Genomic DNA, 24664 nt, shown 5'->3' on the forward strand with positions numbered 1-24664 from the left:
ACGCTTCTTTAGTCGAACCAGTCCGCGTCTGGATGGCGCTTGCGCCACGATGCGACGCTCGGATTGGTCTGGATGTACTCGGCGAGCCGGGTCCGATGCGCGGCAGACAGCGGCAGCGTCTTCAACAGGCTGGGCCAAGTCTTCATTGCCTGGTCCACGCAGCTTGCGACGACCTCGCGCAGCTGCTTTTCAGGGATGTCCCAGGCGTTGCCGAGTTCGCGCAGCGTCTTGGGCGTGAGCAGCGTGCGCTGCGTCTGGTTCGGAAAGAAAGGCAGTCCGTGTCCCGAGCCGCTGAGGTAGACACCGTAGGCAACGATGTCATAGGCCTTGGACAGCTCCGGCCTGGATTGGCCCGGCGGGTACACGAGACTGAAGTTCTTCAGATGCGCGTCGTAGTTGCCCAGGAGCTCTGAGACCTTGATGCGCCGCAGCAGCTCCGCCACGTCGGCTTCGCCCCTGGCCGAGCGCCGCTTGAGCAGAAGGCCGATGGCCGCGTAGGTGCCCGAATACTTGTATTCCGACGGCGTGCCCGTGACCTGGGCGAAGTCTTCCATGTGCAGGCGCCGGGTTTCGGTATCGACGTCGCGGTCGAACCGGGAGACCAGCAGGAAATTCCGGTCGTCCTTGCGCAGCGCGTAAGGCAACTGGTCGGCAATGGCGGACAAAGGCTCCAGCCGGAATTCGCAGGTATTCACGCCGGCGGCAGCGGCCAGCGTCAGCGAGCTGTACTCCACTTCCGGAAGTCGGTCGTATTCGCCCGTCGGCAGCTTGCCGATGAAATGCTTCTCGTCCGATTGCTTGGACCGCATCACGTAGCGCCCCGGGCTGCCCAGAACCAGCGCCACCTTCGGCTGGACACCCGAAATCGAGGTCTGCTGGGGCGTGGGCACCTGCCCGGAGCTCATTTCGTAGCTGTCCCGGCTTTGGCCGATCAACCGGCCCAGCGCCACCTCGTCGAGCGTTTCCGCATCCGCCCAAACGTCGCCGGGCAGATCGCCGCCGCAGGCTGCCAGCAAACCGAGTTCGTCATTCACGTCCAGGCCCAGGTCGCCCACCAGTTGCTTGCGCAGAGGCCCTTCCGGAAGCAGATTCTGGAAGAAAGGCGGCAATCCGAACTTGCCGTCGCCGCGGTTGACATCGAGGGCCGGGTCCAGCAACTGGGCCACCGTGGCGGCTTCGGCTTCGGCGAACGCCTGGGCCACTCTTTCGGCGCTGCCCGAGGTCGCAGGCGCGACGACGTAGAGCTGCGACAGCACCGGCCGTGCCGGGTTCTTTGCATAGTCGTCGTCGAATCTGAAATACACCCGCCCGTCGTCGAGCCCGAAGAGCGAGCCGACACCCGTTCTTCCCAATCGAATCCGCAGCGAGCGTACGACGCTCATCTGCCGCGCCTCGCCTGTTTCGGCATCAGGCGGCTCACTTCGTCCTGCAGGCTGGTGGATTTGGTATCGCTGCCGGCCCGCGTCAGGTCTGCGACCACCTGCGGAACGAATTGCAGTTCAAGGCCCAGGCTCTTGAGCAAGGCGAGCAGGGTGTTGAGCTCGACGTTCCCCCGCCCCGCTTCCAGAGCGCCCAAGGTGTTGCGGGAGATACCTGCTTTCAGGGCGAGCTCGGAGGCCGTCATGGCCCGATCCTTTCGAGCCTGGCGGAGGAAGCCGCCGACTTCGGCGAGAGTGGTCATGTGCAACTCATTGGGCAAAAGTTAAATGTGCAAATCATATTAAGCACAATCCCCGCGGCCGTCGAGGCAAAATGCTCAATATATTGTTCATTCCTACTTCTTGCATATTTTATTGGTCATATTTTCCATCCGCTATCGATCGGCCGGCTGCCCCCATGGCGACCCCTAGAATGCTTCGCACTTCTCCATCCCCAGGAACCTCATGAGCTCCCTCAATTTCATCGGCGGCGAAAAGGGCGGTGTCGGCAAATCCGTCACGGCACGGGTCTTGGCGCAGTACTTCATCGATCACAGCCGGCCCTTCGTCGGCTTCGACACCGATCGCTCGCACAGCTCCTTCACCCGCTTCTATGAAGGCTTCGCCTCGCCGGTGGTGGTGGACAGCTACGAAGGCCTCGACACGGTCGTGAACGGCTTCGAATCGAATCCGCAGCAAAGCGTGATCGTCGACCTTGCTGCGCAGACGCTGGCGCCGCTGGCGCGCTGGATCAAGGAATCCGACCTGTTCGACGTCTTCGCCGAGCTCGGCGTCACCGTCAACTTCTGGCACGTGCTCGACGACGGCAAGGATTCGAGCGACCTGCTCGGCACGCTGGTCGACACCTTCGGCAACCGGCCGAACTACCTCGTGGTGCAGAACTACGGCCGCGGCAGCGACTTCGGCCTGCTGCTCGGTTCGCAGTCGCTCAGCAAGGCGACCGCGCACGGCGCCCGCGTCATCGCGCTGCCGCGCCTGCACGAGGCCAGCATGCGCAAGATCGATGGGCGCAACACCAGCTTCTGGAAGGCGGTCAACGACCGCGAAGGCCCGCATGCACTCGGGCTGCTGGAGCGGCAGCGGGTCAAGAGCTGGCTGGCGACCTCTTACGCGGCCTTCGACACCCTGCCGCTCTGAGCGCCCTGGCCCGTGCGGCGAAGCAGCAGGACCAGCAGCAACAGCCCGAAGACCGTGAACGCGATGAATGACCAGTTCGCGATCGACAGGCCCAGGAAGGTCCAGTCAATCTGCGTGCAGTCGCCGCCGCCGCGGAAGATCATCGGCAGCGCGCGCTTGAGCGGGAAGGTCTCGATCATCCCGTAGAGGTCGCGCCCGCAGGACACGACCTCCGGCGGATGCCACTGCAGCCAGCTCTGGCGCGCCGCCGTGTAGGCGCCGCCGACCGCCATCACCAGCCCCAGCAGCGCGCCGGTGACCTGCAGGCCCCGGCTGCGGCTGGCCGCCGCCAGCCCGGCGAAGACCGCCACCAGCGCCAGCGCATAGCGCTGCACGATGCACATCGGACACGGCTCGAGGCCGACCACGTGCTGCAGGTAGAGCCCGAAGGCGAGCATCGCCACGCAGGCGGCGCAGATCAGCGCGAGAGCGCGGCGCGGTGCGCCGAAATACCAATCGATCACGGAGAAACCCAATCTTCGACAAAAACCCTGGCCTTGCGCGGCCTGGCGACGACGGTGTCGCCTTCCGCCAGAGCCAGGTCCCGGAACTGTTGCGCAGGGAGTTGCGCCTCGATGATGGTTCCGGAGCCAGGATTGTCTGGATTCGATTCCACCGGTTCGAGTTCCAGCCGTGCGATCGGGCCGACCACGATGGCGCGGCTCAATGTCGCGACGATGCCGGTGGCGCCCGGGGCGTAGCGTTCGATGTCGAGGTCGTGCGGCCGCACATAGGCCAGCGCCCTGCCGTTTCGCAGCTCGCGGTGCTCGGGCGAATCGATGCGCAGGCCTTCGACATGCACCTCGCCCTCGTGCGCGCGGCCGTGGAACAGGTTGACGTCGCCGAGAAAGCCGTAGACGAAGGGGCTCGCGGGATGGTCCCACACGTCCTGCGGCGATCCGACCTGCTCGACGCGGCCGCTGTTCATCAGCACCACGCGGTCGGCCACTTCGAGCGCTTCCTCCTGGTCGTGGGTGACGAAGATGCTGGTGACGTGCAGCTCGTCGTGCAGCCGGCGCAGCCAGCGGCGCAGCTCCTTGCGCACCTTGGCGTCGAGCGCGCCGAAGGGCTCGTCGAGCAGCAGCACCTTGGGCTCCACCGCGAGCGCGCGGGCCAGCGCGATGCGCTGGCGCTGGCCGCCCGAGAGCTGCGACGGATAGCGGTCGGCCAGCCAGTCGAGCTGCACCAGCTTGAGCAGGTCGTGCACCTTGGTCTTGATCTGGGTTTCGCTGGGGCGCAGTCCGCGCGGCTTGACGCGCAGGCCGAAGGCCACGTTCTCGAACACCGTCATGTGCCGGAACAGCGCGTAATGCTGGAACACGAAGCCGACCTGGCGCTCGCGCACATGCACGTCGGTGGTGTCTTCGCCGGCAAACAGGATGCTGCCGGTATCGGCGGTCTCCAGCCCCGCGATGATGCGCAGCAAGGTGGTCTTGCCGCAGCCCGAGGGGCCAAGCAACGCGACCAGTTCGCCCGAATCGACGTCGAGGCTCACGTCGCGCAGGGCGTGGAAGTCGCCGAAGCGTTTGCTGACGTTGCGGATTTCAATGCTCATGATCTTTTCTCCTCAGGCGGCGACGGCGGGTTGCGGCCGCTCCGGCGGCAGCTCGGCGATGGCCTTCATTTCGCGTTCGTGGCGCCATTCGATGACCGACTTGATCACCAGCGTGACCAGTGCCAGGATGGCCAACAGCGAGGCCACCGCGAAGGCGGCGACCGACTGGTACTCGTTGTAGAGCACTTCGACGTGCAGCGGCATGGTGTTGGTCTGGCCGCGGATGTGGCCCGACACCACCGACACCGCGCCGAACTCGCCCATGGCGCGCGCGTTGCAGAGGATCACGCCGTAAAGCAGCCCCCACTTGATATTGGGCAGCGTCACGCGCCAGAAGGTCTGCCAGCCCGTCGCGCCGAGCACGATGGCGGCCTGCTCTTCCTCGGTGCCCTGTGCCTGCATCAGCGGAATGAGTTCGCGCGCGATGAAGGGAAAGGTCACGAACACGGTGGCCAGCACGATGCCGGGCACCGCGAAGATGATCTTGATGTCGTGCGCCGCGAGCCAGGGCCCGAGCCAGCCCTGCGCGCCGAACACCAGCACGTAGATCAGGCCGGCGACGACAGGCGACACCGCAAAGGGCAGATCGACCAGCGTAGTCAAGAAGGCCTTGCCGCGGAACTCGAACTTGGCGATGGCCCATGCGGCCGCCACGCCGAACACCAGGTTCATCGGCACCGCGATCGCGGCCGTGATCAGCGTGAGGCGGATCGCGCTCCAGGCATCGGGTTCCTTGAGCGCTTCGATGTAGGCGTCGACGCCCTTGCGCAGCGCCTCGGTCGCCACCGCGGCGAGCGGCAGCACGAGGAACAGGAACATGAAGGCCAGCGCCAAGCCGATCAGGGTCCAGCGCACCCAGGCCGATTCGGTGGTGCCGGCCTGTGCGCGGCGAATCGTTCTCGACGAAGCCGCGCTCATGCCGATGCCCCCCTGCGCCGTTGCCAGGCCTGCAGGCCGTTGATGACCAGCAGCAGCAGGAACGAAATGACCAGCATCACCAATGCGACGGCGGTGGCCCCTGCGAAGTCGTACTGTTCCAGCTTGCCGATGATGATCAGCGGCGTGATCTCGGAGATCATCGGCATGTTGCCGGCGATGAAGATCACCGAGCCGTACTCGCCGATGGCGCGCGCGAAGGCCATCGCGAAGCCGGTCAGGAGCGCCGGCGTGATCGAGGGCAGGATCACCCTGATGAAAGTCTGCATCCGTGTCGCGCCGAGGCTGGTCGCGGCTTCTTCGAGTTCCTTCTCGGTGTCCTCGAGCACCGGCTGCACCGTGCGCACCACGAAGGGCAGCCCGATGAAGATCAGCGCAATCACCACGCCGGCCGGCGTGAAGGCCAGCTTGATGCCCAGCGGTTCGAGGAACTGGCCGATCCAGCCGTTGCCGGCCAGCAGCGCGGTCAGCGAGATGCCGGCGACGGCCGTGGGCAGCGCGAAAGGCAGGTCGACGAGCGCATCGACGATGCGCTTGCCGGGAAACTTGTAGCGCACCAGCACCCAGGCCACGAGCAGGCCGAACACCAGGTTGACCAGCGCGGCGATCAGCGAGGCGCCGAAAGTCAGCCGGTACGAGGCCATCACGCGCGGCGCGGTCACTGCCACCCAGAACTGCTCCCAGCTCAGCGCGAAGGTCTTGAAGACCAGCGCCGACAGCGGGATCAGGACGATCAGGCTCAGGTACAGGATCGAGAAGCCGAGCGTGATGTGAAAGCCGGGCAGCACGCGCTTGGAGGCGCCCGTGTTGCCCGCACGCGCAAGCGGCGCCGCCGCGGACGGCAGCGCCGAAGAAATGGCACCGCTCATCGTGCCCCCACGCTCTGCACTAACGTGTCATCGCTGCCCCCCGAGGGGGCTTTCGCTTGCTTGAAGCGGTTCGGCGAGGCGCTCATTTATTTACCGCCGGGCGTGTACAGCTTGTCGAACTGCCCGCCATCGTTGAAGTGCACCTTCTGCGCTTCGCCGAGGCTGCCGAACAGTTCCTGCACGGTGAAGAGCTGCAGCGGTTTGAAGGTCGCCGCGTGCTTCTTGAGCACCGCCTCGGAGCGCGGGCGCAAGGCGTGCTTGGCCGCGATTTCCTGCGCTTCGTCCGAATAGAGGTAGTCGAGGTAGGCCTTGGCGAGTTCGCCGGTCCCCTTCTTCGCCACCGTGCGCTCGACCACGGCCACCGGGTTCTCGGCAAGGATGCTGATCGAGGGATACACCGCGTCGACCTTGCCGGCGCCGAACTCGCGGTCGATCGAGACCACTTCCGATTCGAAGGTGATCAGCACGTCGCCGATGTTGCGCTGCAGGAAGGCGGTGGTCGCGTCGCGGCCTCCGCGCGCGAGGATGGGCACGTTCTTGAACAGCTTGCCGACGAACTCGGCCGCCTGCGCGTCGCTGCCGCCCTTCTTCTTCACGTAGCCCCAGGCGGCCAGGTAGGCATAGCGGCCGTTGCCGCCGGTCTTGGGGTTCACGATCACGACCTGGACGCCCGGTTTGACCAGATCGTCCCAGTCCTTGATGCCCTTCGGGTTGCCGTTGCGCGTCAGGAACAGCATGGTCGAGGTGGTGGGCGCCGCGTTGTTCGGGAAGCGCTTGGCCCAATCCTTGGCGACCACGCCGGCGTTGGCGAGGAACTCGATGTCGGTGGTGGTGTTCATCGTCACCACGTCGGCCTCCAGCCCGTCGGCCACGGCGCGCGCCTGGGCGCTGGAACCGGCATGCGACTGGTCGATCTTGACGTCCTTGCCCGTGGTCTTCTTGTAATTCGCCACGAAGGCGGCGTTGTAGTCCTTGTAGAACTCGCGCGCCACGTCGTAGGACACGTTGAGCAGGGTCTGGGCCGAGGTCGCGCCGGCGGCGGCGAGCGCCAGGGCGACGAGGATCGTCTTGATGGTTCTGGAGGTCATGGTCTTGCTTCGAGTTGGGGACGGCCGGACAGCAGGGCCGCCGGCTCGTCGGTCAGCGATTGGAGCAGAGCCAGGCCTAAAGGCCAGTCGCCATGCCCCGAATCGATGTTGATGTGGCCGGCATTCTGCATGCGAACGAATTCGCTGCCCCAGGCGCGGGCATAGGCGCCGGCCAGGCGCACAGGGCAATAAGGGTCGTTGCTGCTGGCCACCAGGATGCTGCGGTACGGCAGCCTGGCATAGGGCACGGGCGCGAAATCCGATAGCACGGCGCGGCGCTCCGGGTCGGCCGGCGCCACCAGCAGCGCGCCGCGGATGCGTGCAGCCGCCGCCTCGCACAGGTGCGTGGTCGTGATGCAACCCAGGCTGTGCGCGGCGATCACCACCGGCCCCGGGCTTTCCAGCACGAGCTTCTCGAGCGCTGCGACCCAGGCGCTGCGCTTCGGCGTCACCCAGTCGTCCTGCAGCACCCGCACCGCGCCCTGCATGCGTTCCGCCCACAGGCTCTGCCAGTGGCCGGGGCCGGAGTCGCGCCAGCCCGGAACGATGACGATGGTCGGCTTTGTCACTAGAGCTTTATCTGTTGGGCTGCGGGGTCGGACGCAGGTGGGGCCGCACCGCCAGTGCGAGAACAACACAACCAGCGAGTCACCCCTGTCACTTCGTGGATGGTCGGAGCGCCGATTTTGCAAAGCAACGCTTCGATGACAAACGAATATCTACTTGTTTCTATATGGCGTTTGCCGAATAAGCAGGATCAAACCATCAGTCGGAAGCCCCCTGAGACTGTGTGCTCCGCAAAAAAATCGATCAACCGCCGGATCGCCGGCACCAGCGCTCGCCGTGCGGGAAAGACGGCGTGCAGGATGCCCGGCGGCGGTCCCCAGCCGGGCAGCACCTCGACCAGGCGCCCGGCATCCAGCTCATCCCTGCACATGTAGTCCGGCAGCACGCCGGCACCCACGCCTTCCACCACCGCGAACTTCAGGGTCAGCAGGTCGTCCGCCATGTAGCGCGGCCAGTGCTGCACGGTGCGCACCGTGCCGCCCGGCCCGTCCAGGCACCAACTGGCGCGGCCGTCGGTGGCCGACATGGCGACCGTGTCCAGGCGCTCCAGGTCGTCGACCGTGTGCACTGGACCCTGCCTGCGAAGCTGTTCGGGCGTCGCCACCAGCACGCCGCGGCTGACGGCGAGTTGCTTGGCCACCAGCGTCGTGCTGTCCTCGATGACCGGCCGCACGCGCAGGGCCAGGTCGATGCCCTCCTCGATCAGGTCGACTGGACGGTTCAGCACGCGCATCTCCACCTGCACCGCCGGATAGCGCAGCATGAATTGCGAGATCAGCACGCTGAAACCGCTTTGCGCCAGCGTGATCGGGCAGCTGATGCGCACCATGCCGCGGGGCTCGGTCTGCACCTGCGCCATCGCCTCGTCGGCCGCCTGGGCCGCGTCGCGCATGGCGATGCTGTGCCGCAGGTAGAGCTCGCCGGCCGGCGTCAGCGAGAGCCGCCGCGTGCTGCGCTGGAGCAGTTGCACACCCAGCCGCGCCTCGAGATCCGCCACGCGGCGCGACAGCCGCGACTTCGGTATGCCCAGGGCCCGGCCGGCGGCCGCGAAGCCGCCGCGCTCGGCCACTTCGGCAAAGAAAACCATGTCGTTGAGGTCTTGCATTGGCACCATTGTCCTATCAGCAGGACGATCTGTGTGAATTTCGCCGACTTATCAATCAGTCGACTCAAAAATAGACTATCGCCTATGCCGACCGCTTCCGTGCCGGCGCCAATATCGAAAGAGAGCGATAGATCATGAAACTGCTGCACATCGATTCCAGCGTCCTGGGCGATAACTCCGTCTCGCGTCAACTGACGGCCGAAGTGGTCGCCGAATGGCGTGGCACCCATGCGGGCACCGAAGTCGACTACCTCGACCTGGCGGTCTCGGCGCCCAGCCACCTCGATGTCCACTCCCTGGGCTTCCGGGCACCGGCAGGCACCGAATTCACCGAACGCCAGCGCAACGAGAACGCGGTCTCCGAAAGGCTGGTGAGCCAGTTCCTCGCGGCCGACGTGGTGGTGATCGGCGCGCCTTTCTACAACTTCTCGATCCCGAGCCAGCTCAAGGCCTGGATCGACCGCATCGCGCAGGTCGGCCGCACCTTCAAGTACACCGAGAAGGGACCCGTGGGCCTGGCCGGCGGCAAGACGGTGATCGTCGCCATCACCCGCGGCGGCATCTACTCGACCAGCGAAGGCGGCCAGGCGATGGAGCACCAGGAAAGCTACCTCAAGGTGGTGCTGGGCTTCCTCGGCGTCACCGACGTGCGCTTCGTGCGCGCCGAAGGCCTGGCCATGGGCGAAGCGCCGAAGGCGGCTGCGCTGGGCGCCGCCCGCGCCGAGATTTCTGCCGTGACCGGCGAAGCCGCCAATCAGGACGTCGCCGCCCTCGCCGCCTGAGGCACTGCAGGCTTATGCGTGGCTCTTGATCCAGGCCACGTATTTGTCGACCCAGCCCTGCAGGAACTTCTTGGTGCCGCCTTCGGCGATGTGGCCCTTGTCGTCGAACAGGCCTTCCTTGTTCTGGAGGAAGGCCTCGGGCTGGCCCAGCGTGGGCACGTCGAGGTAAGCCAGCACGTTGCGCAGGTGCTGCTGCGCGACCGCGGTGCCGATGGCGCCGACCGACACGCCGATCACGCCGGCCGGCTTGCCGGCCCAGGCGCTTTGGCCGTAGGGCCGCGAGGCATTGTCGATCGCGTTCTTGAGCACGCCGGGCAAGGAGCGGTTGTATTCCGGCGTCACGAACAAGAGGCCCTGCGAGGCGGCGATCTCCGATTTGAGCCGCTTGACCGCAGGCGCCTGGTTGCCGTCGTCGTCCTGGTTGTAGAGCGGCAAATCGTCGATGCGCAGGTGCTCGAACGTGAAGTCCGAGGGTGCGAGCTGCGCGATCGCGAGCGCGAGCTTGCGGTTGAACGAATCCTTGCGCAGGCTGCCGACGATGACGGCGATTCGGGTCTGGGCCATGAAAACTCCTTTTGAACGGGGTTGACGGAAAAGCTATTGTGCGAAGCGCCTATGACCTTTTCCGGAAAAGCCCAATCACGGCAACCGGTGCTGCGGCGCGTTCTGCAGGCTCGCCTGCGTCACGCTGGCACCGGCCGGCACGTCGTCGATGATCCACACGTTGCCGCCGATGATCGCGCCCTTGCCCAGCCTTACCCGGCCGAGGATGGTGGCGCCGGCATAGATCACCACGTCGTCTTCCACGATCGGATGGCGTGGCAGGCCCTTCTGCAGGTTCCCTTCCACATCGGTCGGAAAGCGCTTGGCGCCCAGCGTCACGGCCTGGTAGAGGCGCACGCGCTTGCCGATCACGGTGGTCTCGCCGATCACGACGCCGGTGCCGTGGTCGATGAAGAAGCCGGCGTCGATCTGAGCGCCCGGATGGATGTCGATGCCGGTCTGCCCATGCGCGAGCTCGGCCACGATGCGTGCCAGGAGCGGCAGGCCCAGGTCGTAGAGCTGGTGGGCGAGGCGGTGATGGATCATCGCCAGGATGCCGGGGTAGCACAGCAACACCTCGTCGACGCTGCGCGCCGCCGGGTCGCCCTGATAGGCGGCGAGCACGTCGCCGTCGAGCAGGTGGCGAATGCCGGGCAGCGCGGCGGCGAAGGCGCGCACCGCCTCCTCCGCCTCCGCATCGATCTCGGCCGCATCGCGCGGCTGATGGCGCGCGTTGTAGCGCAGCTCCAGGCGGGCCTGCGTCAACAACGACTGCAGGGCCGAATCCAGCGTATGGCCGACGTAGAAGTCCTCGCTCTCGTGCCGCAGATCGGGCGGGCCCAGCCGCATCGGGAACAGCGCGCCCTTCAGCGATTCGACGATGGCAGCGAGCGCATCGCGCGAGGGGAACTCGCGGCTGCCCGGCTCGCGCGAACGCTTCTGGGAATCGCGCCACTCGTCGCGCACCTCGTGCAGCGCGCTGACGATCTCACTCACATCGAATCCGGCCATGGCTTGCTCCAAGTTTCCGCACATTGTTGCGGCATCGGGAGCAAACGCGGCGCCGGGAGGGTTTAGGGCCCGTCAGCCCTAAAGCTTCGCGATCGAGACCTCGGTGGACTTCACCAGCGCGACCACGTCTGAGCCCGGCTTGAGCTGCAGCTCGTCGACCGAGCGCGTGGTGATGACCGAGGTCACGATACCCCAGGCGGTCTCGACGTCGACTTCGGAGACGACGTCGCCGCGAATGATCTCGCGGACCTTGCCCTTGAACTGGTTGCGCACGTTGATGGCTTGGATGGACATGGAGAGGCTCCTGTTGAAAAAAAAGAAAAGGAAAAAGCTCAAACCGCCCAGCGCAGCACGTGCGCCGGCCCGTCGGCCCAGCGCGTGTCGTTGGCCGGCTCGCCCTCGGGCTTCTGCAGCACGCGGTCGAGGATGCGTTTCTCGATCGCGGCGAAAGCCGGATCGCCCTGCGAGCGCGGCCGCGCGAGCGCGATGTTCTCGTCCAGCGCGATACGGCCGTCCTCGATCAGGATCACGCGGTCGGCCAGCGCCACGGCTTCCTGCACGTCGTGCGTGACCAGCAAGGCCGTGAAGCGATGGCGCTGCCACAGGTTCTCGATCAGCCGGTGCATCTCGATGCGCGTTAACGCATCGAGCGCGCCCAGCGGCTCGTCGAGCAGCAGCAGGCGCGGGTGATGCACCAGCGCACGCGCCAGCGAGACGCGCTGGCGCTGTCCGCCCGACAGCCGCGCCGGCCACTCCGCCTTGCGATCGGCCAGGCCGACCTGCGCGAGCACTTCCTCGCCGCGCACGCGCGCCGCCGGCGGCAGGCCCAGCGTGACGTTCTCGAGCACGCGGCGCCACGGCAGCAGGCGCGCCTCCTGGAACATGATTCGCGTGTCGTCGTGCAGCCCGTCGACCGGCTTGCCATCGGTGTAGAGGCCGCCTTCGGAGGCTTCCTCGAGACCCGCGATCAGGCGCAGCAGCGTGCTCTTGCCGCAGCCGCTGCGGCCCACGATGGCGATGAACTGGCCGGGCTCGATCGTGAGCTGCGTGTTGCGAAGCACCTCGCGCGTGCCGTAGCGCTTGTGGAGGCCACGCGCTTCGAGGCGCACGCCGGCAAAGCCTTGCTGGAGGATGGCGTTCATGTTTTTTCTCAGGCTCCGGGGTTGAACAGCGCCACGTCGAGCGCATTGAGTTTCTTGGGCAGCAGCTTCTCAGCGAAGAAGGCATCGGCGATGCGCTGCTGTTCGGCCAGGCCGCCGGCAAGCACCGGCCGCACCGCGTAGCTGCGCCGGGCATTGGCCTGCTCGACCGTGGCGGTATCGAGTCCCCACACCGGCGCCAGCAGCGCGGCCGCTTCGGCGGGCTTCTGCTTGACCCACAGGCCGGCCTTGTGCAGCTCGCCGTAGAGCACGCGCAGCACGTCGGGACGCGCGTTCGCGAACGGCGTTCCGGCCAGGTAGTAGCGCTGGTACGACGCGATGCCGGTGCCGTCCGCCAGCACGCGCAGCTTCGACTGGCGCTGCGCCGCGGAGAGGAACGGGTCCCACACGACCCAGGCATCGACCGCGCCGCGCTCGAAGGCGGCGCGGCCGTCGGCCGGCGTCAGGTAGGCCGGCTCGATGTCCTTGAACGAGAGGCCGGCCTTGTCGAGCGCGGCGATCAGCAGGTAGGTGCACACCGGCCGCCTTGGCGAAGCCGACCTTCCTGCCCTTGAGATCGGCCACGGACTGGATGGGTGAATCGGCGCGCACGACGATCGCCTGCGCCGCCGGAGACGGCGCCTCCTGCGCGACGAAGCTCAGCTTCGCGCCCGCGGCCTGTGCGAACACCGGCACCGTGTCGGCCACGTCGGCGCTGAAGTCGAGGTTGTCGAGATTGAGCGCTTCGAGCAGCGGCAGGCCGCTTGCGAACTCGTGCCAGCTGATCTTCACGCCCAGCGGCGCGAGCCGCCGCTCCAGCGTGCCCTGGGTCTTGAGCACCACGGTCAGCGTCGACGACTTCTGGTAGCCGATGCGGATCGTGGACGGTGCCGTGCCTTGCGCGAAGGCCGTGCCGCCGGCCAGCGAAGCCAGTGCGCCGAGCGCGGCGCGGCGAGTGAAAGAAGAAGTCATGTCGCCCTCCTCCTTCACGTCGCCTGGTAGCCCGGATGCCATCGCAGCCACCAGCGCTCAAGCCCGCGGGCGAACACGTCGGCCAGCTTGCCGAGCAGCGCGTAGAGCAGGATGCCCACCAGCACGATGTCGGTCTGAAGGAACTCGCGTGCGTTCATCGTGAGATAGCCGATGCCGGCCTGCGCCGAGATGGTTTCGGCCACGATCAGGATCACCCACATCAGGCCGAGCGAGAAGCGCAGGCCCACCAGGATCGAGGACAGCGCACCGGGCAGGATCACCTCCTTGTAGAGCTGTAAGCGGGAGAGCCCGTAGGTGCGGCCCATCTCGATCAGCTGCGGATCGACATTGCGGATGCCGTGGAAGGTATTGAGGTAGATCGGGAAGAACACCGACACCGAGATCAGGAACAGCTTGGCCGATTCGTCGATGCCGAACCAGAGGATCACCAGCGGAATGAGCGCCAGCGCCGGGATGTTGCGCACCATCTGGATGGTGGAATCGAGCAGGGTCTCGAAGAACTTGACCGAGCCGGTCAGCAGGCCCAGCGCAAGGCCGAGCCCGCCTCCGATGGCCAGGCCCGACAAGGCCCGGCCGGCGCTGACCTTCACGTGGGTCCACAGCTCGCCCGAGACCGCCAGCGTCCACGCGGCCTTGACCACGTCGACCGGCGCCGGCAGCACGCGGGTGGAGAGCCAGCCGAGCGATGAGGCGATCTGCCACGCGACGACCAGCCCCACGGGCACGAGCCAGGGCACGAGGCGCCTGGCGACACCGAGGCCGAAGCTTCGAGCCTGGCCCAGCGAAGGTGCCGCAACCGGCAATGGCTGCACTTGTTCAGTCATGAAGAAAATCCTTGCCTTGATCAGCTTTGCGAAACGAGGCGCGCAGGCGCATCGAGATTGGCGACGACCTCGCCGAAGGGACCGGTCAGCGCGCCGCCCGGCAGGCCCGGGCGCCGCTTGCGCGGCAGCAGCGGGAACACCAGCTCGGCGAAGCGGTACGACTCTTCGAGGTGCGGGTAGCCCGAGAGGATGAAGTTGTCCAGGCCCAGCGCGGCGTACTCCTCGATGCGCGCCGCCACCGTCTTCGCATCGCCCACCAGTGCCGTGCCGGCGCCGCCTCGTACGAGGCCTACGCCGGCCCAGAGGTTGGGCGAGATCTCCAGCTCGGCCCGGGTTCGCCTGGCACCGCCAGCGTGCAAGGCGGTCATGCGGCGCTGGCCTTCCGAGTCCATGCGTGCGAAGGCGGCCTGGGCGCGGATCACGGTGTCGTCGTCGACGCGGCTGATCAGTTCTTCGGCGGCCTTCCACGCCGCGTCCTCGGTCTCGCGCACGATCACGTGCAGGCGGATGCCGAACTTCACCGTGCGGCCCTTGCGTGCGGCGCGCTCTCGCACGTCGGCGATCTTCTTCGCGACTTCGGCCGGCGGTTCGCCCCACGTGAGATAGGTATCGACCTGCTCCGCCGCGAGCTCGTGCGCCGCCGCCGAGGAGCCGCCGAACCACACCGGCGGATACGGTTTCTGCGTCGGCGGGTACAAGAGCTTGGCGCCCTTCACGCTCAGGTGCTTGCCTTCGTAGTCGAAGCTCTGGCCCTCATGGCTGCGCGCGATGATCTCGCGCCAGATGCGGATGAACTCGGCCGACTGCTCGTAGCGCGATGCGTGGTCGAGGAAGACGCCGTCGCCCTCCAGCTCGGCCTGGTCGCCGCCGGTCACCAGGTTCACCAGCACGCGCCCACCCGAGAGCCGGTCGAAGGTCGCTGCCATGCGCGCGGCCAGGCTGGGCTGGTGTAGCCCGGGCCGCACCGCGACCAGGAACTTGAGTTGCCGCGTCGCGCCGATCAGGCTGGCCGCGATCACCCACGGGTCTTCGCAGGAGCGGCCAGTGGGAATCAGAACGCCCTCGTAGCCGAGCTGGTCGGCCGCGCCGGCAACCTGCTGCAGATAGGCCAGGTCGACGGGGCGTGCGCCCTCGATGGTGCCGAGGTAGCGGCTGTCGCCGTGGGTGGGGAGGAACCAGAAGACTTGCATGGTATGGTCTCGCGCTGTCAGGCAATACCGGCGGCCGCTGCATCGAGCACGTTGATCTTCTTGGGGATCAACCCGAGTGAGAAAAAGGTGTCGGCGATCTTCTGCTGCTCCGCAAGGACCGCCCTGGTGATCGGCCTCGTGCCGTAGTTCGCGCGCCCCACCACGACGTCCACCACCGGCTGCGGAATGCCCCACAGCTGCGAGAGCTCGGCGGCATAAGCGCTCTTGTTGGCCTGACCCCACTGGTCGACCTTGTCGATCTCCTCGGTCAGGATCCGGATCACGTCGGCGTTCTTCTCTGCATAGCCGAGCGAGGAGAAGTAAAAGGCACGATTGCCCACCACATCCGTGGCGTCGGCCAGCACTTTGGCTTCGAGCGTCTTCTCCGCCGCGGCCAGGAACGGGTCCCAGATCACCCAGGCGTCGATCGAGCCTTTCTCGAAGGCGGCGCGTGCATCCGAAGGCGGCAGGAAGACGACGTTGACGTCGCCATAGCGCAAGCCATGCTTCTCCAGCAGCTTGACCAGGAAGTAGTGCACGTTGCTGCCCTTGTTGAGCGCGACCTTCCTGCCCTTGAGGTCGGCCACCGAACGGATGGCCGAGCCCTTGGGCACCAGCACCGCCTCCGATTGCGGCCGCGGCACGGTCGCCGCCACATAGGCCAGCGGCGCGCCGGCGGCCTGGGCGAAAATCGGCGGCGCTTCGCCGACGTCGCCGAAGTCGATCGAGCCGACGTTGAGCGCTTCGAGCTGCACCGGGCCGGCCGTGAATTCGGTCCACTTGAGCGAGACGTTGAGCGGCGCCAGCCGCTTCTCCAGGGTGCCGCGGCCCTTGAGCAGGCTGAGCACGCCTTTCTGATGGCCGATGCGCAACTGCCGCGCCGGCGCCTGGGCAAGTGCCGCCAGCGAAGGCAGGGCGATCGCAGCCGCGGCGCCCTGGATCAGTTGGCGGCGCTTCGATGAATGCAATGTCATGGTGATGCTTTCGATGGATCGAGCCCGCGGCTCAGTTCGCGGTGATGAAGCCGACGATCAGCGCAATGGCAGCGACCACCACTACGCTGATGGCGAGGTCGCGCAGCGCGCGCCGCAGCGGACGCGGCGGCGCATCGAGGGGAAGGTCTTCGGTGCTGACGGGATGCATGGCGTATGTCTTTCAGGCGTGAGTTGTCCCGCGCCGCACGCTGGCGGCGAAAAACCAATGAGGAGGAAATGAGAAGAGGTGCGCGGGGCCGGCCGGCCCGGCCTCAGACGCTACATCGCACGCGCGAGAAGGGCACCGGCTCGAAGCCGCTGGTGGCGGGCAGCTTCAGCCCTTCGCTGGCCAAGGTGTCGACCGCATCGTCGAGCCGCTGCGCGAGCTCCTGTTGCAACTGGTACGCGCCCTCGGGCTGCAGCGTGACCTGGCCGTCGGTTGCATACACGCCGGGCAGGATGTGCCGCGCCGCGAGCGACTGCAGCACGGGCCTGAGCGCGTAGTCGAGCGCAAGCATGTGGTGCGGACTGCCGCCGGTGGCCAGCGGCAGCACCGTCTTGCCCTTGAGCGCGGATTGCGGCAGCAGGTCGAGAAAGACCTTGAGCACGCCGCTGTAGGCCGCCTTGTAGACCGGCGTCGCGATCACGATCGCGTCGGCCCGCCGCACTTGTTCGACCGCATGCTGCACGGAAGGATGTGAAGCCTCGCCCAGCAGCAGCGCATGCGCGGCCAGTTCGCGGATCGCGAGACGATCGGCCGGCACGTCGCGCAGCGCGAGCCGCGCGGCCACCGCATCGAGCAGCACGGCCGAGCGCGAAGGCGCCGACGGGCTGCCGGCAATCAGGAGAACGGACATCGGTGACTTCGCCTGCTTCTAATTTACTTTTGCTTGGCGGTGTAGATCTGGTCGAAGGAGCCGCCGTCCGCGAAGTGCTCCTTGTCCGCCTTGGCCCAGCCGCCGAAGGCCTGGTCGATGGTGAACAGCGTGAGCTTGGGGAACTGCTTCTCGTATTTGGCCTTGGCCTTGTCGGAGGTCGGGCGGTAGTAGTTGCGGCCGGCGATGTCCTGGCCTTCGTCGGAGTACAGGTACTTGAGGTATTCCTCGGCCACCGCGCGCGTGCCCTTCTTGTCGACCACCTTGTCGACCACCGTCACCGTCGGCTCGGCCAGGATGCTGACCGAGGGCACGACGATGTCGAACTTGTCGGGGCCGAATTCCTTCAGGGCCAGGAAGGCTTCGTTCTCCCAGGCCAGCAGCACGTCGCCCACGCCGCGCTGCACGAAGGTGATGGTCGAGCCGCGCGCGCCGGTGTCGAGCACCGGCACATTCTTGTAGAGATTGCCGACGAACTCGCGGGCCTTGGCGTCGCCGCCGTACTTGCGCTTGGCGAACTCCCATGCGGCCAGGTAATTCCAGCGCGCGCCGCCCGAGGTCTTGGGGTTGGGCGTGATCACCTGCACGCCGGGCTTGGCCAGGTCGTCCCAGTCCTTCAGACCCTTGGGATTGCCCTTCTTCACGAGGAAGACGATGGTCGAGGTGTACGGTGCCGAGTTGTGCGGCAGGCGCTTCTGCCAGTCGGCCTTGACCAGCCCGCCATGCTTGACCAGCGCATCGGTGTCGCCGGCCAGCGCCAGCGTGGCGACGTCGGCGTCGATGCCATCGATGATCGAGCGCGCCTGCTTGCCGGAGCCGCCGTGCGACTGCTTGATGCTCACGTCCTGGCCGGTCTTCCCCTTCCAGTACTTGGCGAAAGCCTTGTTGTAGTCCACGTAGAGCTCGCGCGTCGGGTCGTAGGACACGTTGAGCAAGGTCACGCTTTGCGCGAACGACGGCAATGCCGTCAGGGCGATGCTGGCGGCAGCGGCGGCGCCGAGGGAAAGCTTGATAAAGTCGCGGCGAAAGCTCATGGTCTTGTGCTCAGGAGGGCATAACAGTGAAGCCGCGAATTCTGAAGAGCGCATAAAGAAACTGGAACGACCGAGTTCTCAGTTCTAAATAGCGAAATCAACTAAGCAACCCACACGAAGGCAATCCAAATGGCACGCATGGTCCAGTGCATCAAGCTCGGCAAAGAGGCCGAAGGGCTCGATTTCCCGCCCTACCCCGGTGAACTCGGCAAGCGCCTGTGGGAGAACGTCAGCAAGGAAGCCTGGGCCGCCTGGCTCAAGCAGCAGACCATGCTGGTCAACGAGAACCGGCTGAACCTGGCCGATGCCCGTGCCCGCCAGTACCTGGCGCGCCAGATGGAAAAGCACTTCTTCGGCGAAGGCGCGGACGTCGCGCAGGGCTACGTTCCTCCCAGCAACTAGCACCTTGGCCGAGCCGGTCGACTGGCGCGCCGACGGCGTGCCGCAGAGCGCGCGCTTCGGCGACATCTACCACTCCGAAAGCGGCGCGCTGGCGCAGGCGCGGCACGTATTTCTGACCGGCTGCAGCCTGCCCGAGGCGTGGTCCGGGCAGCCGCAATGGCGGATTCTCGAAACCGGCTTTGGCCTTGGTCTCTCTTTCCTGACAGCCTGGCAGGCTTGGCGGGCCGATTTGCAGCGGCCGCGGCTGCTGCACTTCGTCTCTGTCGAGGCGCATCCCGTGTCGCGCGACGATCTGCTGCGCGCCGCCGCTGCCTATCCGGAACTCGCGCCGCTGGCCGCCGAGCTGGGCGACCAGTGGCGGGGCCTGCTGCCGGGCTTCCATCGCCTGGCCTTCGACCAGGGCCGCGTGCTCCTCACGCTGTGCATCGGCGACGTGCAGCCGATGCTGCGCACCCAGCAGCACTTCGAGGCCGACAGCATCTTCCTGGACGGCTTCAGCCCCGAGCGCAATCCGCAGATGTGGTCGCCCGAGACGCTGAAGGCCGTGACGCGCTTTGCGCGGCGCGGCACCCGCGTCGCGAGCTGGACCATCGCCCGGTTGGTGCGTGACGCGCTGGCGCAATACGGCTTTCAGATCCACAAGGCGCCCGGCCTTCCGCCCAAGCGCGATTGCCTGCAGGGCGTGTTCGAGCCCGCCTGGCAGATCCGTCGCCGCGCGCCGCTGCCCGCCCCCGTCGCGGTGCCGGATCGCTGCGCGGTGATCGGTGCGGGGCTGGCCGGCGCGGCCGTGGCGGCCAGCCTGGCGCGGCGCGGCTGGCAGGTCGCGGTGTTCGAGGCCGGTGCCCGCCCTGCCGCCGGTGCGTCGGGCCTGCCGGTGGGCGTGCTCGCACCGCACGTGTCGCCCGACGACGCGCTGCTGTCGCGCCTGAGCCGAGCCGGCGTCCGAGCCACGTGGCTGCAGCTCGAGGCACTGCTGGCGCAAGGCTGCGACTGGCAGGCCTGCGGCGTGCTTGAACGGCGCGCCGCAGGCCTGGACCGCCTGCCCGCCGACTGGACGGCCGAAGGGCCCAATGAATCGTGGCACGCCTCGGCCGCGCAGATTCGCGCAGCGGGCCTGCCGGCCGATGCGCAGGCGCTCTGGCATGCGCGCGGCGGCTGGGTGAGGCCGGCCCGGCTGGTCGAAGCCTGGCTGGCCCAGCCCGGCATCGCACTCGAAACGGATCGGCGCGTGGAACGGATCGAAGCGCCGCAACATGGGCTCGCGTGCTGGACGCTGCACGACGCCCAAGGCACCCTGCTGGCCGAAGCCGAACGCGTGGTCATCGCGGCCGGCTTCGAAAGCCTTGCACTCGCGCCCGCGCTGGCGCTGCAGCCCGTGCGCGGCCAGGTCGCCTGGGGGCGCATGGACGACGGCATGCGTCTGCCCCGCGTGCCGGTCAACGGCGACGGCCATCTCATCGCGCACGTGCCCGATCCCGATGGCGCGCTCTGGCTGACCGGTGCCACCTTCGACCGCGACAGCAGCGACGCCGCGCCGCGCCGCGCCGACGCCGAATCCAACCGCGAGCGGCTCGCCAGGCTCCATCCCGATGCCGCGCTGCAGCTCGCACCGGCCTTCGAGCGCGGCGACGCGAAGGCCTGGGCCGGCGTGCGCTGCGCATCGGGCGACCGCCGGCCGCTGGTCGGTCCGGTCGATTCCGCATCTCCGGGCGGCGTGTGGCTTTGCACCGCGATGGGGTCGCGCGGCCTCACATTCGCCGCGCTGTGCGCCGAACTGCTTGCAGCGCAGTGGCACGGCGAACCCTTGCCGCTTTCGGCCTCGCAAGCGCGAGCCCTCGACGCCCAACGCCCCAGTGCTCAGATATTGGCGAGCGCCAGGTAGTCCAGCAGCGTCGAGCCGCCCAGCGTGGCGAAAGGCAGCAGCACCGCCTTGACCAGCGGCTGCTGCCAGAACGGCGCGAAGGCGCCCATGCGCAGGCTTTCGATGCGCGACTGCAGCAGTTCGAGCTGCCTGGGCGTGGCCTCGCCGGGCGCGGCCGGCGCCTTGGCGTTCGCGCGCATCAGCGCATCTTTGACCAGATCGAGCGCATGCCGGCGCGAGGCCTCGGCGGCGAGGCGCAGCGCCAGCGCGCAGCCCAGCGCGACGACCGCCCCGCCGACGGACAGGACGATGGTGCTGACCGGCATGGTCCAGCGATCGAACACCGCGCTCCTGGACAAGAGCAGCAGCGAGATCACGATGAAGGGGTAGTAGATGAGATGCGTGACGCTGCGCGTGCGCAGCGCGATGAACTGCAGGTCGACCCAGTTGTCCAGGTGGGCCCGCGGGATGCCGGTCTGCGCCTCGAACAGATCCAGCGTGGCCTCGGGCCAGTTGGCCGCCTGCTCGCGCAGGCCGCGCACGAAGCCGACGCAGAAGGCGGTCGCGTCGACGACGAAGAACACCAGGAAGTACATCGCCACCAGCGACGGAATGCGCAAGCCGTCGTGCACCGCGAGCGACAGATCGCCGCGGTACGGCACGGCGCGCTCTTCGTCGAAGGCCAGCACGACCAGGTAGCTCCACGGCAGTGCCGCGGCCACATAGGCCGTGGTGCGCAACAGCCGCGCGCTGAGCCTGTTCTGCGCCACGTAGCGCTTCCAGAAGTCGAGCGCGGGGGCCGGCATCCCGTGAGCGGTCTGCTTCGAGCGGCCGACGGCGGGCACGAAGCGCATCGAGAACACCTGGGCCAGCTTCTGCCACCAGCGCAGCCGCGCCTGGGCCTCACGCTGCTCGGCGATCAGTTCGCGGCGCGTGCGGCCCAGCCGGAATTCGCGCGTGATCTCGTCGACATTGCGCGTCAGCGCGCCCCAGCCCCGGAACAGCAGGTACAGGCACAGCACCAGGTTGAGCACGCGGATGGCCTCCGTGGGCCAGAGGCTGATGCCCTCGAACGCGGTCAGCGGCTTGCCCTCCCGCGTGAGCCATTCGGCAAAGGGCTGCCAGTGGGCGGCCAGCCAGAGCGGCAGCTCGAGCTGCAGCAGCACGACGAGCACCGCCAGTGCCGCATAGCGCGCCAACAGTGCGGGCCCGTCGTGCGCGCGGCCGACGAAGCGCCGCAGGAAGCGACGCGCGCCGACGCTGATGAAAAGCGCAGGCGCCCACAGGGCGAGCACGAGAAGGCTCGCGACCAGGATCAGCGTGGCCTCCCGCGGCATCGGATAGCGGGCCGATGCGGGCGGATGGATGTCCTTGCATTCGGTCCAGCCGGGGCCCCGGCACGGATCCGCCCTGGCCTGCTGCGCGCCTTCGTTCGCCGGGCGGCCGAGGAATTCGAAAGCTTCGGTCCGGCCGATCTCGAAGACCCGCGGCGTTCCGAACCACCGGGCAATGGCGGCCTGCGAAACGGGCCGCGACGGATGCTGGGCGTCGTTCATGGCGAGCCGGGTGGCCAGAAAGGCAGACACCTGGTAGCTGTCGCGAAACGGCGGTGCGCCGCCCTGCAGTTCGTCTCGCAGGCGCAGGCCGAAGCTGGAGGCGACGATGAGGTTGCGCGTCCAGGCCTGCTCGCGCGGATGCAGGAAGCGCGCATCCAGGTCGGTGGTGAAGAAGATGGCGTTCGGAAACTCCGGCTTGAGGGCCTGCAGCACCAGCAGCTTGTCGTGCACGTCGTTGCCCAGCACGCCGATCGCGCGCAGGCCCATGCCGTCGGCGCTGGCGGCGCGCACGTGCCGGTCCTTCTCGCGCATCTGCACGGCGAGCCGGCGCAGGTAGTCGAACTGGCTCTGGCCCTCGGCGCGCTCGACGAAGGTGCCGTCCTTGCGGCGGGTCGCGTCCTTGTCGCCCTGCGCGGGCTTCGCGCCGCCGGCGGAATCCGACGCGCCCTGGCTGCCCGCAGGCAGCTGGCCATCGAGCCCGCGCACGTAGTTGAAGGAGTCGACGCAGAAACCGCGCTCCCCCGGCGCGGGCCGGAACTCGCGCCTGAGGCTGCGGCCATACAGGGTGTCCCATTCGGCCACCACAGCGACGTGGCTCAGCGAATGCAGACGCTTCTCACCCTGGCGCGGGTGGCAGGTCTTCAAGTACGGGCTCCGACCGGCCTTCGGCTCGGACGGTCCCAGCTCCTCGCTCTTGAGCGCCTTCAGCCCGCGCAGCGTCAGCTCGTCGATCAGGCTCTTGGCGAGGTCGCTGTCGTTGCCGATGGTGCGCACCAGCGTCACGCCCCTGGCATCGAAGAAGTCGGCGAGGCTGGCCTCGGTGTCGCTGAGCAGCACGCTGTCCGGCACGGTCGCATACAGCGAATAGAAGCGCATGCGCGGCCCCGGCACCTTGCCCTTGAAGTCGGACGCTGCCGCTTCGTCGATCATGGCCTTGAGCCCGTCCGAACCATTCGGCCCGAGGACGCGCCAGTTCGCACCGGCCTCGAGGAAGGGTTTGGCCAACGCGCCCATCCGCGCAATCGGCTCGGCGTCGAAGGCCTCGCTCTGAAGCCACATGACGAGGACCCGGGGCGAGCGGCCATCGTCGCCGCGACGCGCATCCAGCGTCGGTTCGAACCACTCGTAGGGAATGGGCTCCGGCGGCTTCGCATTCTTAGCGCGACGAGCCGGCGGAAAGAAATACCCCAGATGCTCGGTATCGACAGGGGAAAGCCGGCTCGCGTTGAGGCCTGCCAGCACCGCATAGCGTCCGCGCCGGCGGCTCTCGACGTTCTCGGAGTAGGGTCCGCCCGGCAGCATGACCGCGACGATCTCTACCGGCCGCCCGGTCCCGATTTCGCGGGCCAGCTCGGCGGCGGTGCGCCGCGCATCATCGGCCTGCGCTTTCTTCGCGTCGTTTTTCCTGGCTTCGGCCCGGCTCCTCGCCACCGCGCCGAAGGGATCCTGCCAGAGCCGCGCGTCGATGTCCTGCAGCGAAAAAAGCTGCACGAAGCGCGGTTCATTGGCCGGCAGGCGGGTGGTTTCGAGCGGTGCCTCGCGCACGAACAGCACGCCGGCGACCAGCAGCATCACCGCGATGAGGCCGTTGCCTGAAAGACCGCCGAGCCCGGACTTGGAATCCTTTTCCATAGGACCCCCTTCGCTGTGCAGTCTAGGGACGCGCTTCGACTCCACAATGTGCCGTTCGGCGCAGAGGCATCCGCCAAACGGACGGTATTCCCCAGGACAATCCGCCATGCCCATCCGCTACGACATCACCCACACCACCATCTACCGCTACAACCAGCCGGTGAGCTTCGGCCTGCACCGCGTCATGTTCAGGCCGCGCGACAGCCACGACCTGCGCGTGCTCGCGACCGACCTGCAGGTCAGTCCCGACGCCTACGTGCGCATGATCCAGGACCCGCACTCCAATTCGGTCGCGCTGGTGCAGCCGATGGGCGAGGCCACGGAACTGCGCATCGTCTGCGCCTTCACCATCGAGCACGTGCCTGCGCCGCTGGACGAACTGGCGCTCGAACCGGCCGCCGAATTCCTGCCCTTCGCCTACTCGGTTCAGGAGCGGCTGGACCTCGAACACTACCTGCGCCCGCACCACGACGACCCCCAAGGCACGCTGATCCGCTGGGCGCACCAGTTCCTCCACACCGACAAGCCCAACAGCACGCGCGAGGTGCTCACGCGCATGAATGCGCACATCGGCCAGAGCCTCGCCTACGCGGCGCGCGACGAGGAAGGCACGCAGACACCGCTGCAGACGCTGGCGCTGGGCAGCGGCAGCTGCCGCGACTACGCGCTGCTCATGATGGAAGCCGCGCGCCGGCTCGGCGTGGCGACGCGCTTCGTCTCGGGCTACATCTACGACGCCGCGCTCGACACCGGCAGCACCGAGCCGGGCGCGGCCGTCTCGGGCGCCGGCTCGACCCATGCCTGGCTGCACGCCTATCTGCCCGGCGCCGGCTGGGTCGCCTTCGACCCGACCAACAACCTGATGGGCAGTGGCCAGTTGATCCGCGTGGGCGTGGCGCGAGATCCTTCGCAGGCCGCGCCCATCAGCGGCAGCTGGTACGGCAAGGCGGAAGCCTACGAAGGCCTGGAGGCGACGGTTCAGGTGAGACGCACCGCGAGCTGAAGTCGGGCCTTTGGCAGGAGCGTGTCATGACACTGTATTTTTATACAGTTAACATGGGGCGCCCTCCAAGAAAAACCCAAGGCGCCGGCCATGCCATTCCCTCATCTTCC

25 protein-coding genes and 1 pseudogene are annotated in these 24664 nt (G+C 67.4%); 5 read left to right on the forward strand and 21 right to left on the reverse strand.

Going from position 1 to position 24664, the window contains the following annotated elements; translation table 11 throughout:
- Positions 1–8 precede the first annotated feature (8 nt).
- Positions 9–1382, reverse strand: a complete 1374-nt coding sequence (locus AC3A6B_RS05885) for a type II toxin-antitoxin system HipA family toxin (protein ID WP_487835826.1) — start codon at positions 1380–1382, stop codon at positions 9–11.
- The gene (locus tag AC3A6B_RS05890; protein WP_487835827.1) at positions 1379–1681 is read right to left on the reverse strand and encodes a helix-turn-helix transcriptional regulator; all 303 of its coding nucleotides are present in this window, start codon (positions 1679–1681) and stop codon (positions 1379–1381) included. Before AC3A6B_RS05890 ends, AC3A6B_RS05885 begins: the two co-directional genes overlap by 4 nt.
- A 202-nt stretch (positions 1682–1883) precedes the next feature.
- Between AC3A6B_RS05890 and AC3A6B_RS05895 the strand changes: the two genes are divergently transcribed.
- Positions 1884–2576 (forward strand): P-loop NTPase family protein, encoded by a 693-nt coding sequence (locus AC3A6B_RS05895; RefSeq protein ID WP_487835828.1) that lies wholly within the window; start codon positions 1884–1886, stop codon positions 2574–2576.
- Here AC3A6B_RS05895 and AC3A6B_RS05900 read toward each other — a convergent pair.
- The 7 genes from AC3A6B_RS05900 to AC3A6B_RS05930 form a co-directional block, all read right to left on the reverse strand.
- A complete protein-coding gene (locus AC3A6B_RS05900) occupies positions 2546–3079 on the reverse strand; it encodes a disulfide bond formation protein B (RefSeq protein WP_487835829.1) in 534 nt (177 codons plus the stop codon). The two genes, AC3A6B_RS05895 and AC3A6B_RS05900, sit on opposite strands and share 31 nt — an antisense overlap.
- The gene (locus AC3A6B_RS05905) at positions 3076–4170 is read right to left on the reverse strand and encodes a sulfate/molybdate ABC transporter ATP-binding protein (RefSeq protein WP_487835830.1); all 1095 of its coding nucleotides are present in this window, start codon (positions 4168–4170) and stop codon (positions 3076–3078) included. Before AC3A6B_RS05905 ends, AC3A6B_RS05900 begins: the two co-directional genes overlap by 4 nt.
- Positions 4171–4182: 12 nt before the next feature.
- The gene (cysW, locus tag AC3A6B_RS05910; RefSeq protein ID WP_487835831.1) at positions 4183–5088 is read right to left on the reverse strand and encodes a sulfate ABC transporter permease subunit CysW; all 906 of its coding nucleotides are present in this window, start codon (positions 5086–5088) and stop codon (positions 4183–4185) included.
- Complete coding sequence (gene cysT, locus AC3A6B_RS05915; RefSeq protein ID WP_487835832.1) at positions 5085–5975, reverse strand: sulfate ABC transporter permease subunit CysT; 891 nt, start codon at positions 5973–5975, stop codon at positions 5085–5087. The genes cysW and cysT overlap by 4 nt, the downstream gene beginning before the upstream one ends.
- Before the next feature lie 86 nt (positions 5976–6061).
- On the reverse strand, positions 6062–7063 hold the full coding sequence (locus tag AC3A6B_RS05920) for a sulfate ABC transporter substrate-binding protein (protein WP_487835833.1): 1002 nt from the start codon (positions 7061–7063) through the stop codon (positions 6062–6064).
- On the reverse strand, positions 7060–7632 hold the full coding sequence (locus AC3A6B_RS05925; RefSeq protein WP_487835834.1) for an RBBP9/YdeN family alpha/beta hydrolase: 573 nt from the start codon (positions 7630–7632) through the stop codon (positions 7060–7062). The genes AC3A6B_RS05920 and AC3A6B_RS05925 overlap by 4 nt, the downstream gene beginning before the upstream one ends.
- Before the next feature lie 188 nt (positions 7633–7820).
- Positions 7821–8735: a LysR family transcriptional regulator gene (locus AC3A6B_RS05930; RefSeq protein ID WP_487835835.1), complete on the reverse strand. Its 915-nt coding sequence runs from the start codon at positions 8733–8735 to the stop codon at positions 7821–7823.
- A gap of 134 nt (positions 8736–8869) precedes the next feature.
- Between AC3A6B_RS05930 and AC3A6B_RS05935 the strand changes: the two genes are divergently transcribed.
- Positions 8870–9517, forward strand: coding sequence for an FMN-dependent NADH-azoreductase (locus AC3A6B_RS05935; protein ID WP_487835836.1), 648 nt, complete (start codon positions 8870–8872; stop codon positions 9515–9517).
- Between the two features lie 12 nt (positions 9518–9529).
- On the opposite strand, the gene AC3A6B_RS05940 is transcribed toward AC3A6B_RS05935, so the two are convergent.
- The 11 genes and pseudogenes from AC3A6B_RS05940 to AC3A6B_RS05990 form a co-directional block, all read right to left on the reverse strand.
- A complete protein-coding gene (locus AC3A6B_RS05940) occupies positions 9530–10081 on the reverse strand; it encodes an NADPH-dependent FMN reductase (protein WP_487835837.1) in 552 nt (183 codons plus the stop codon).
- Between the two features lie 75 nt (positions 10082–10156).
- The gene (gene epsC, locus AC3A6B_RS05945) at positions 10157–11071 is read right to left on the reverse strand and encodes a serine O-acetyltransferase EpsC (RefSeq protein WP_487835838.1); all 915 of its coding nucleotides are present in this window, start codon (positions 11069–11071) and stop codon (positions 10157–10159) included.
- 78 nt (positions 11072–11149) lie between these two features.
- Positions 11150–11365 carry a TOBE domain-containing protein gene (locus AC3A6B_RS05950; RefSeq protein WP_028250350.1) on the reverse strand — a complete coding sequence of 72 codons (216 nt, stop codon included), beginning with the start codon at positions 11363–11365 and terminating at the stop codon, positions 11150–11152.
- A gap of 38 nt (positions 11366–11403) precedes the next feature.
- A complete protein-coding gene (locus tag AC3A6B_RS05955) occupies positions 11404–12213 on the reverse strand; it encodes an ATP-binding cassette domain-containing protein (RefSeq protein WP_487835839.1) in 810 nt (269 codons plus the stop codon).
- A gap of 8 nt (positions 12214–12221) precedes the next feature.
- Positions 12222–13182: pseudogene (locus AC3A6B_RS05960) on the reverse strand (aliphatic sulfonate ABC transporter substrate-binding protein).
- Positions 13183–13196: 14 nt separating this feature from the next.
- On the reverse strand, positions 13197–14027 hold the full coding sequence (ssuC, locus tag AC3A6B_RS05965) for an aliphatic sulfonate ABC transporter permease SsuC (RefSeq protein ID WP_487835840.1): 831 nt from the start codon (positions 14025–14027) through the stop codon (positions 13197–13199).
- Positions 14028–14047: 20 nt separating this feature from the next.
- Positions 14048–15217 carry an FMNH2-dependent alkanesulfonate monooxygenase gene (ssuD, locus tag AC3A6B_RS05970; RefSeq protein WP_487835841.1) on the reverse strand — a complete coding sequence of 390 codons (1170 nt, stop codon included), beginning with the start codon at positions 15215–15217 and terminating at the stop codon, positions 14048–14050.
- Between the two features lie 17 nt (positions 15218–15234).
- Positions 15235–16191: a sulfonate ABC transporter substrate-binding protein gene (locus AC3A6B_RS05975; protein WP_487835842.1), complete on the reverse strand. Its 957-nt coding sequence runs from the start codon at positions 16189–16191 to the stop codon at positions 15235–15237.
- A 31-nt stretch (positions 16192–16222) separates the two neighbouring features.
- Positions 16223–16360 carry a hypothetical protein gene (locus AC3A6B_RS05980; RefSeq protein ID WP_487835843.1) on the reverse strand — a complete coding sequence of 46 codons (138 nt, stop codon included), beginning with the start codon at positions 16358–16360 and terminating at the stop codon, positions 16223–16225.
- 103 nt (positions 16361–16463) lie between these two features.
- Positions 16464–17048 carry an NADPH-dependent FMN reductase gene (ssuE, locus tag AC3A6B_RS05985; protein ID WP_487835844.1) on the reverse strand — a complete coding sequence of 195 codons (585 nt, stop codon included), beginning with the start codon at positions 17046–17048 and terminating at the stop codon, positions 16464–16466.
- A 23-nt stretch (positions 17049–17071) separates the two neighbouring features.
- Entirely contained in the window at positions 17072–18100 is a 1029-nt protein-coding gene (locus tag AC3A6B_RS05990) for a sulfate ABC transporter substrate-binding protein (RefSeq protein ID WP_487835845.1), read from the reverse strand.
- A gap of 129 nt (positions 18101–18229) precedes the next feature.
- Between AC3A6B_RS05990 and AC3A6B_RS05995 the strand changes: the two genes are divergently transcribed.
- Entirely contained in the window at positions 18230–18502 is a 273-nt protein-coding gene (locus AC3A6B_RS05995) for an oxidative damage protection protein (protein WP_487835846.1), read from the forward strand.
- 4 nt (positions 18503–18506) lie between these two features.
- Positions 18507–20384 carry a bifunctional tRNA (5-methylaminomethyl-2-thiouridine)(34)-methyltransferase MnmC2/FAD-dependent 5-carboxymethylaminomethyl-2-thiouridine(34) oxidoreductase MnmC1 gene (mnmC, locus tag AC3A6B_RS06000; RefSeq protein ID WP_487835847.1) on the forward strand — a complete coding sequence of 626 codons (1878 nt, stop codon included), beginning with the start codon at positions 18507–18509 and terminating at the stop codon, positions 20382–20384.
- Here the strand turns inward: mnmC and AC3A6B_RS06005 are convergent.
- Positions 20360–23551: a hypothetical protein gene (locus tag AC3A6B_RS06005; protein ID WP_487835848.1), complete on the reverse strand. Its 3192-nt coding sequence runs from the start codon at positions 23549–23551 to the stop codon at positions 20360–20362. The two genes, mnmC and AC3A6B_RS06005, sit on opposite strands and share 25 nt — an antisense overlap.
- 106 nt (positions 23552–23657) lie before the next feature.
- Here AC3A6B_RS06005 and AC3A6B_RS06010 point away from each other — a divergent pair, with 106 nt between their 5' ends.
- A complete protein-coding gene (locus AC3A6B_RS06010) occupies positions 23658–24554 on the forward strand; it encodes a transglutaminase family protein (RefSeq protein WP_487835849.1) in 897 nt (298 codons plus the stop codon).
- The last annotated feature ends 110 nt before the right edge of the window (positions 24555–24664 follow it).

It is taken from the genome of Variovorax sp. Soil_C_33 (genome assembly GCF_057656935.1).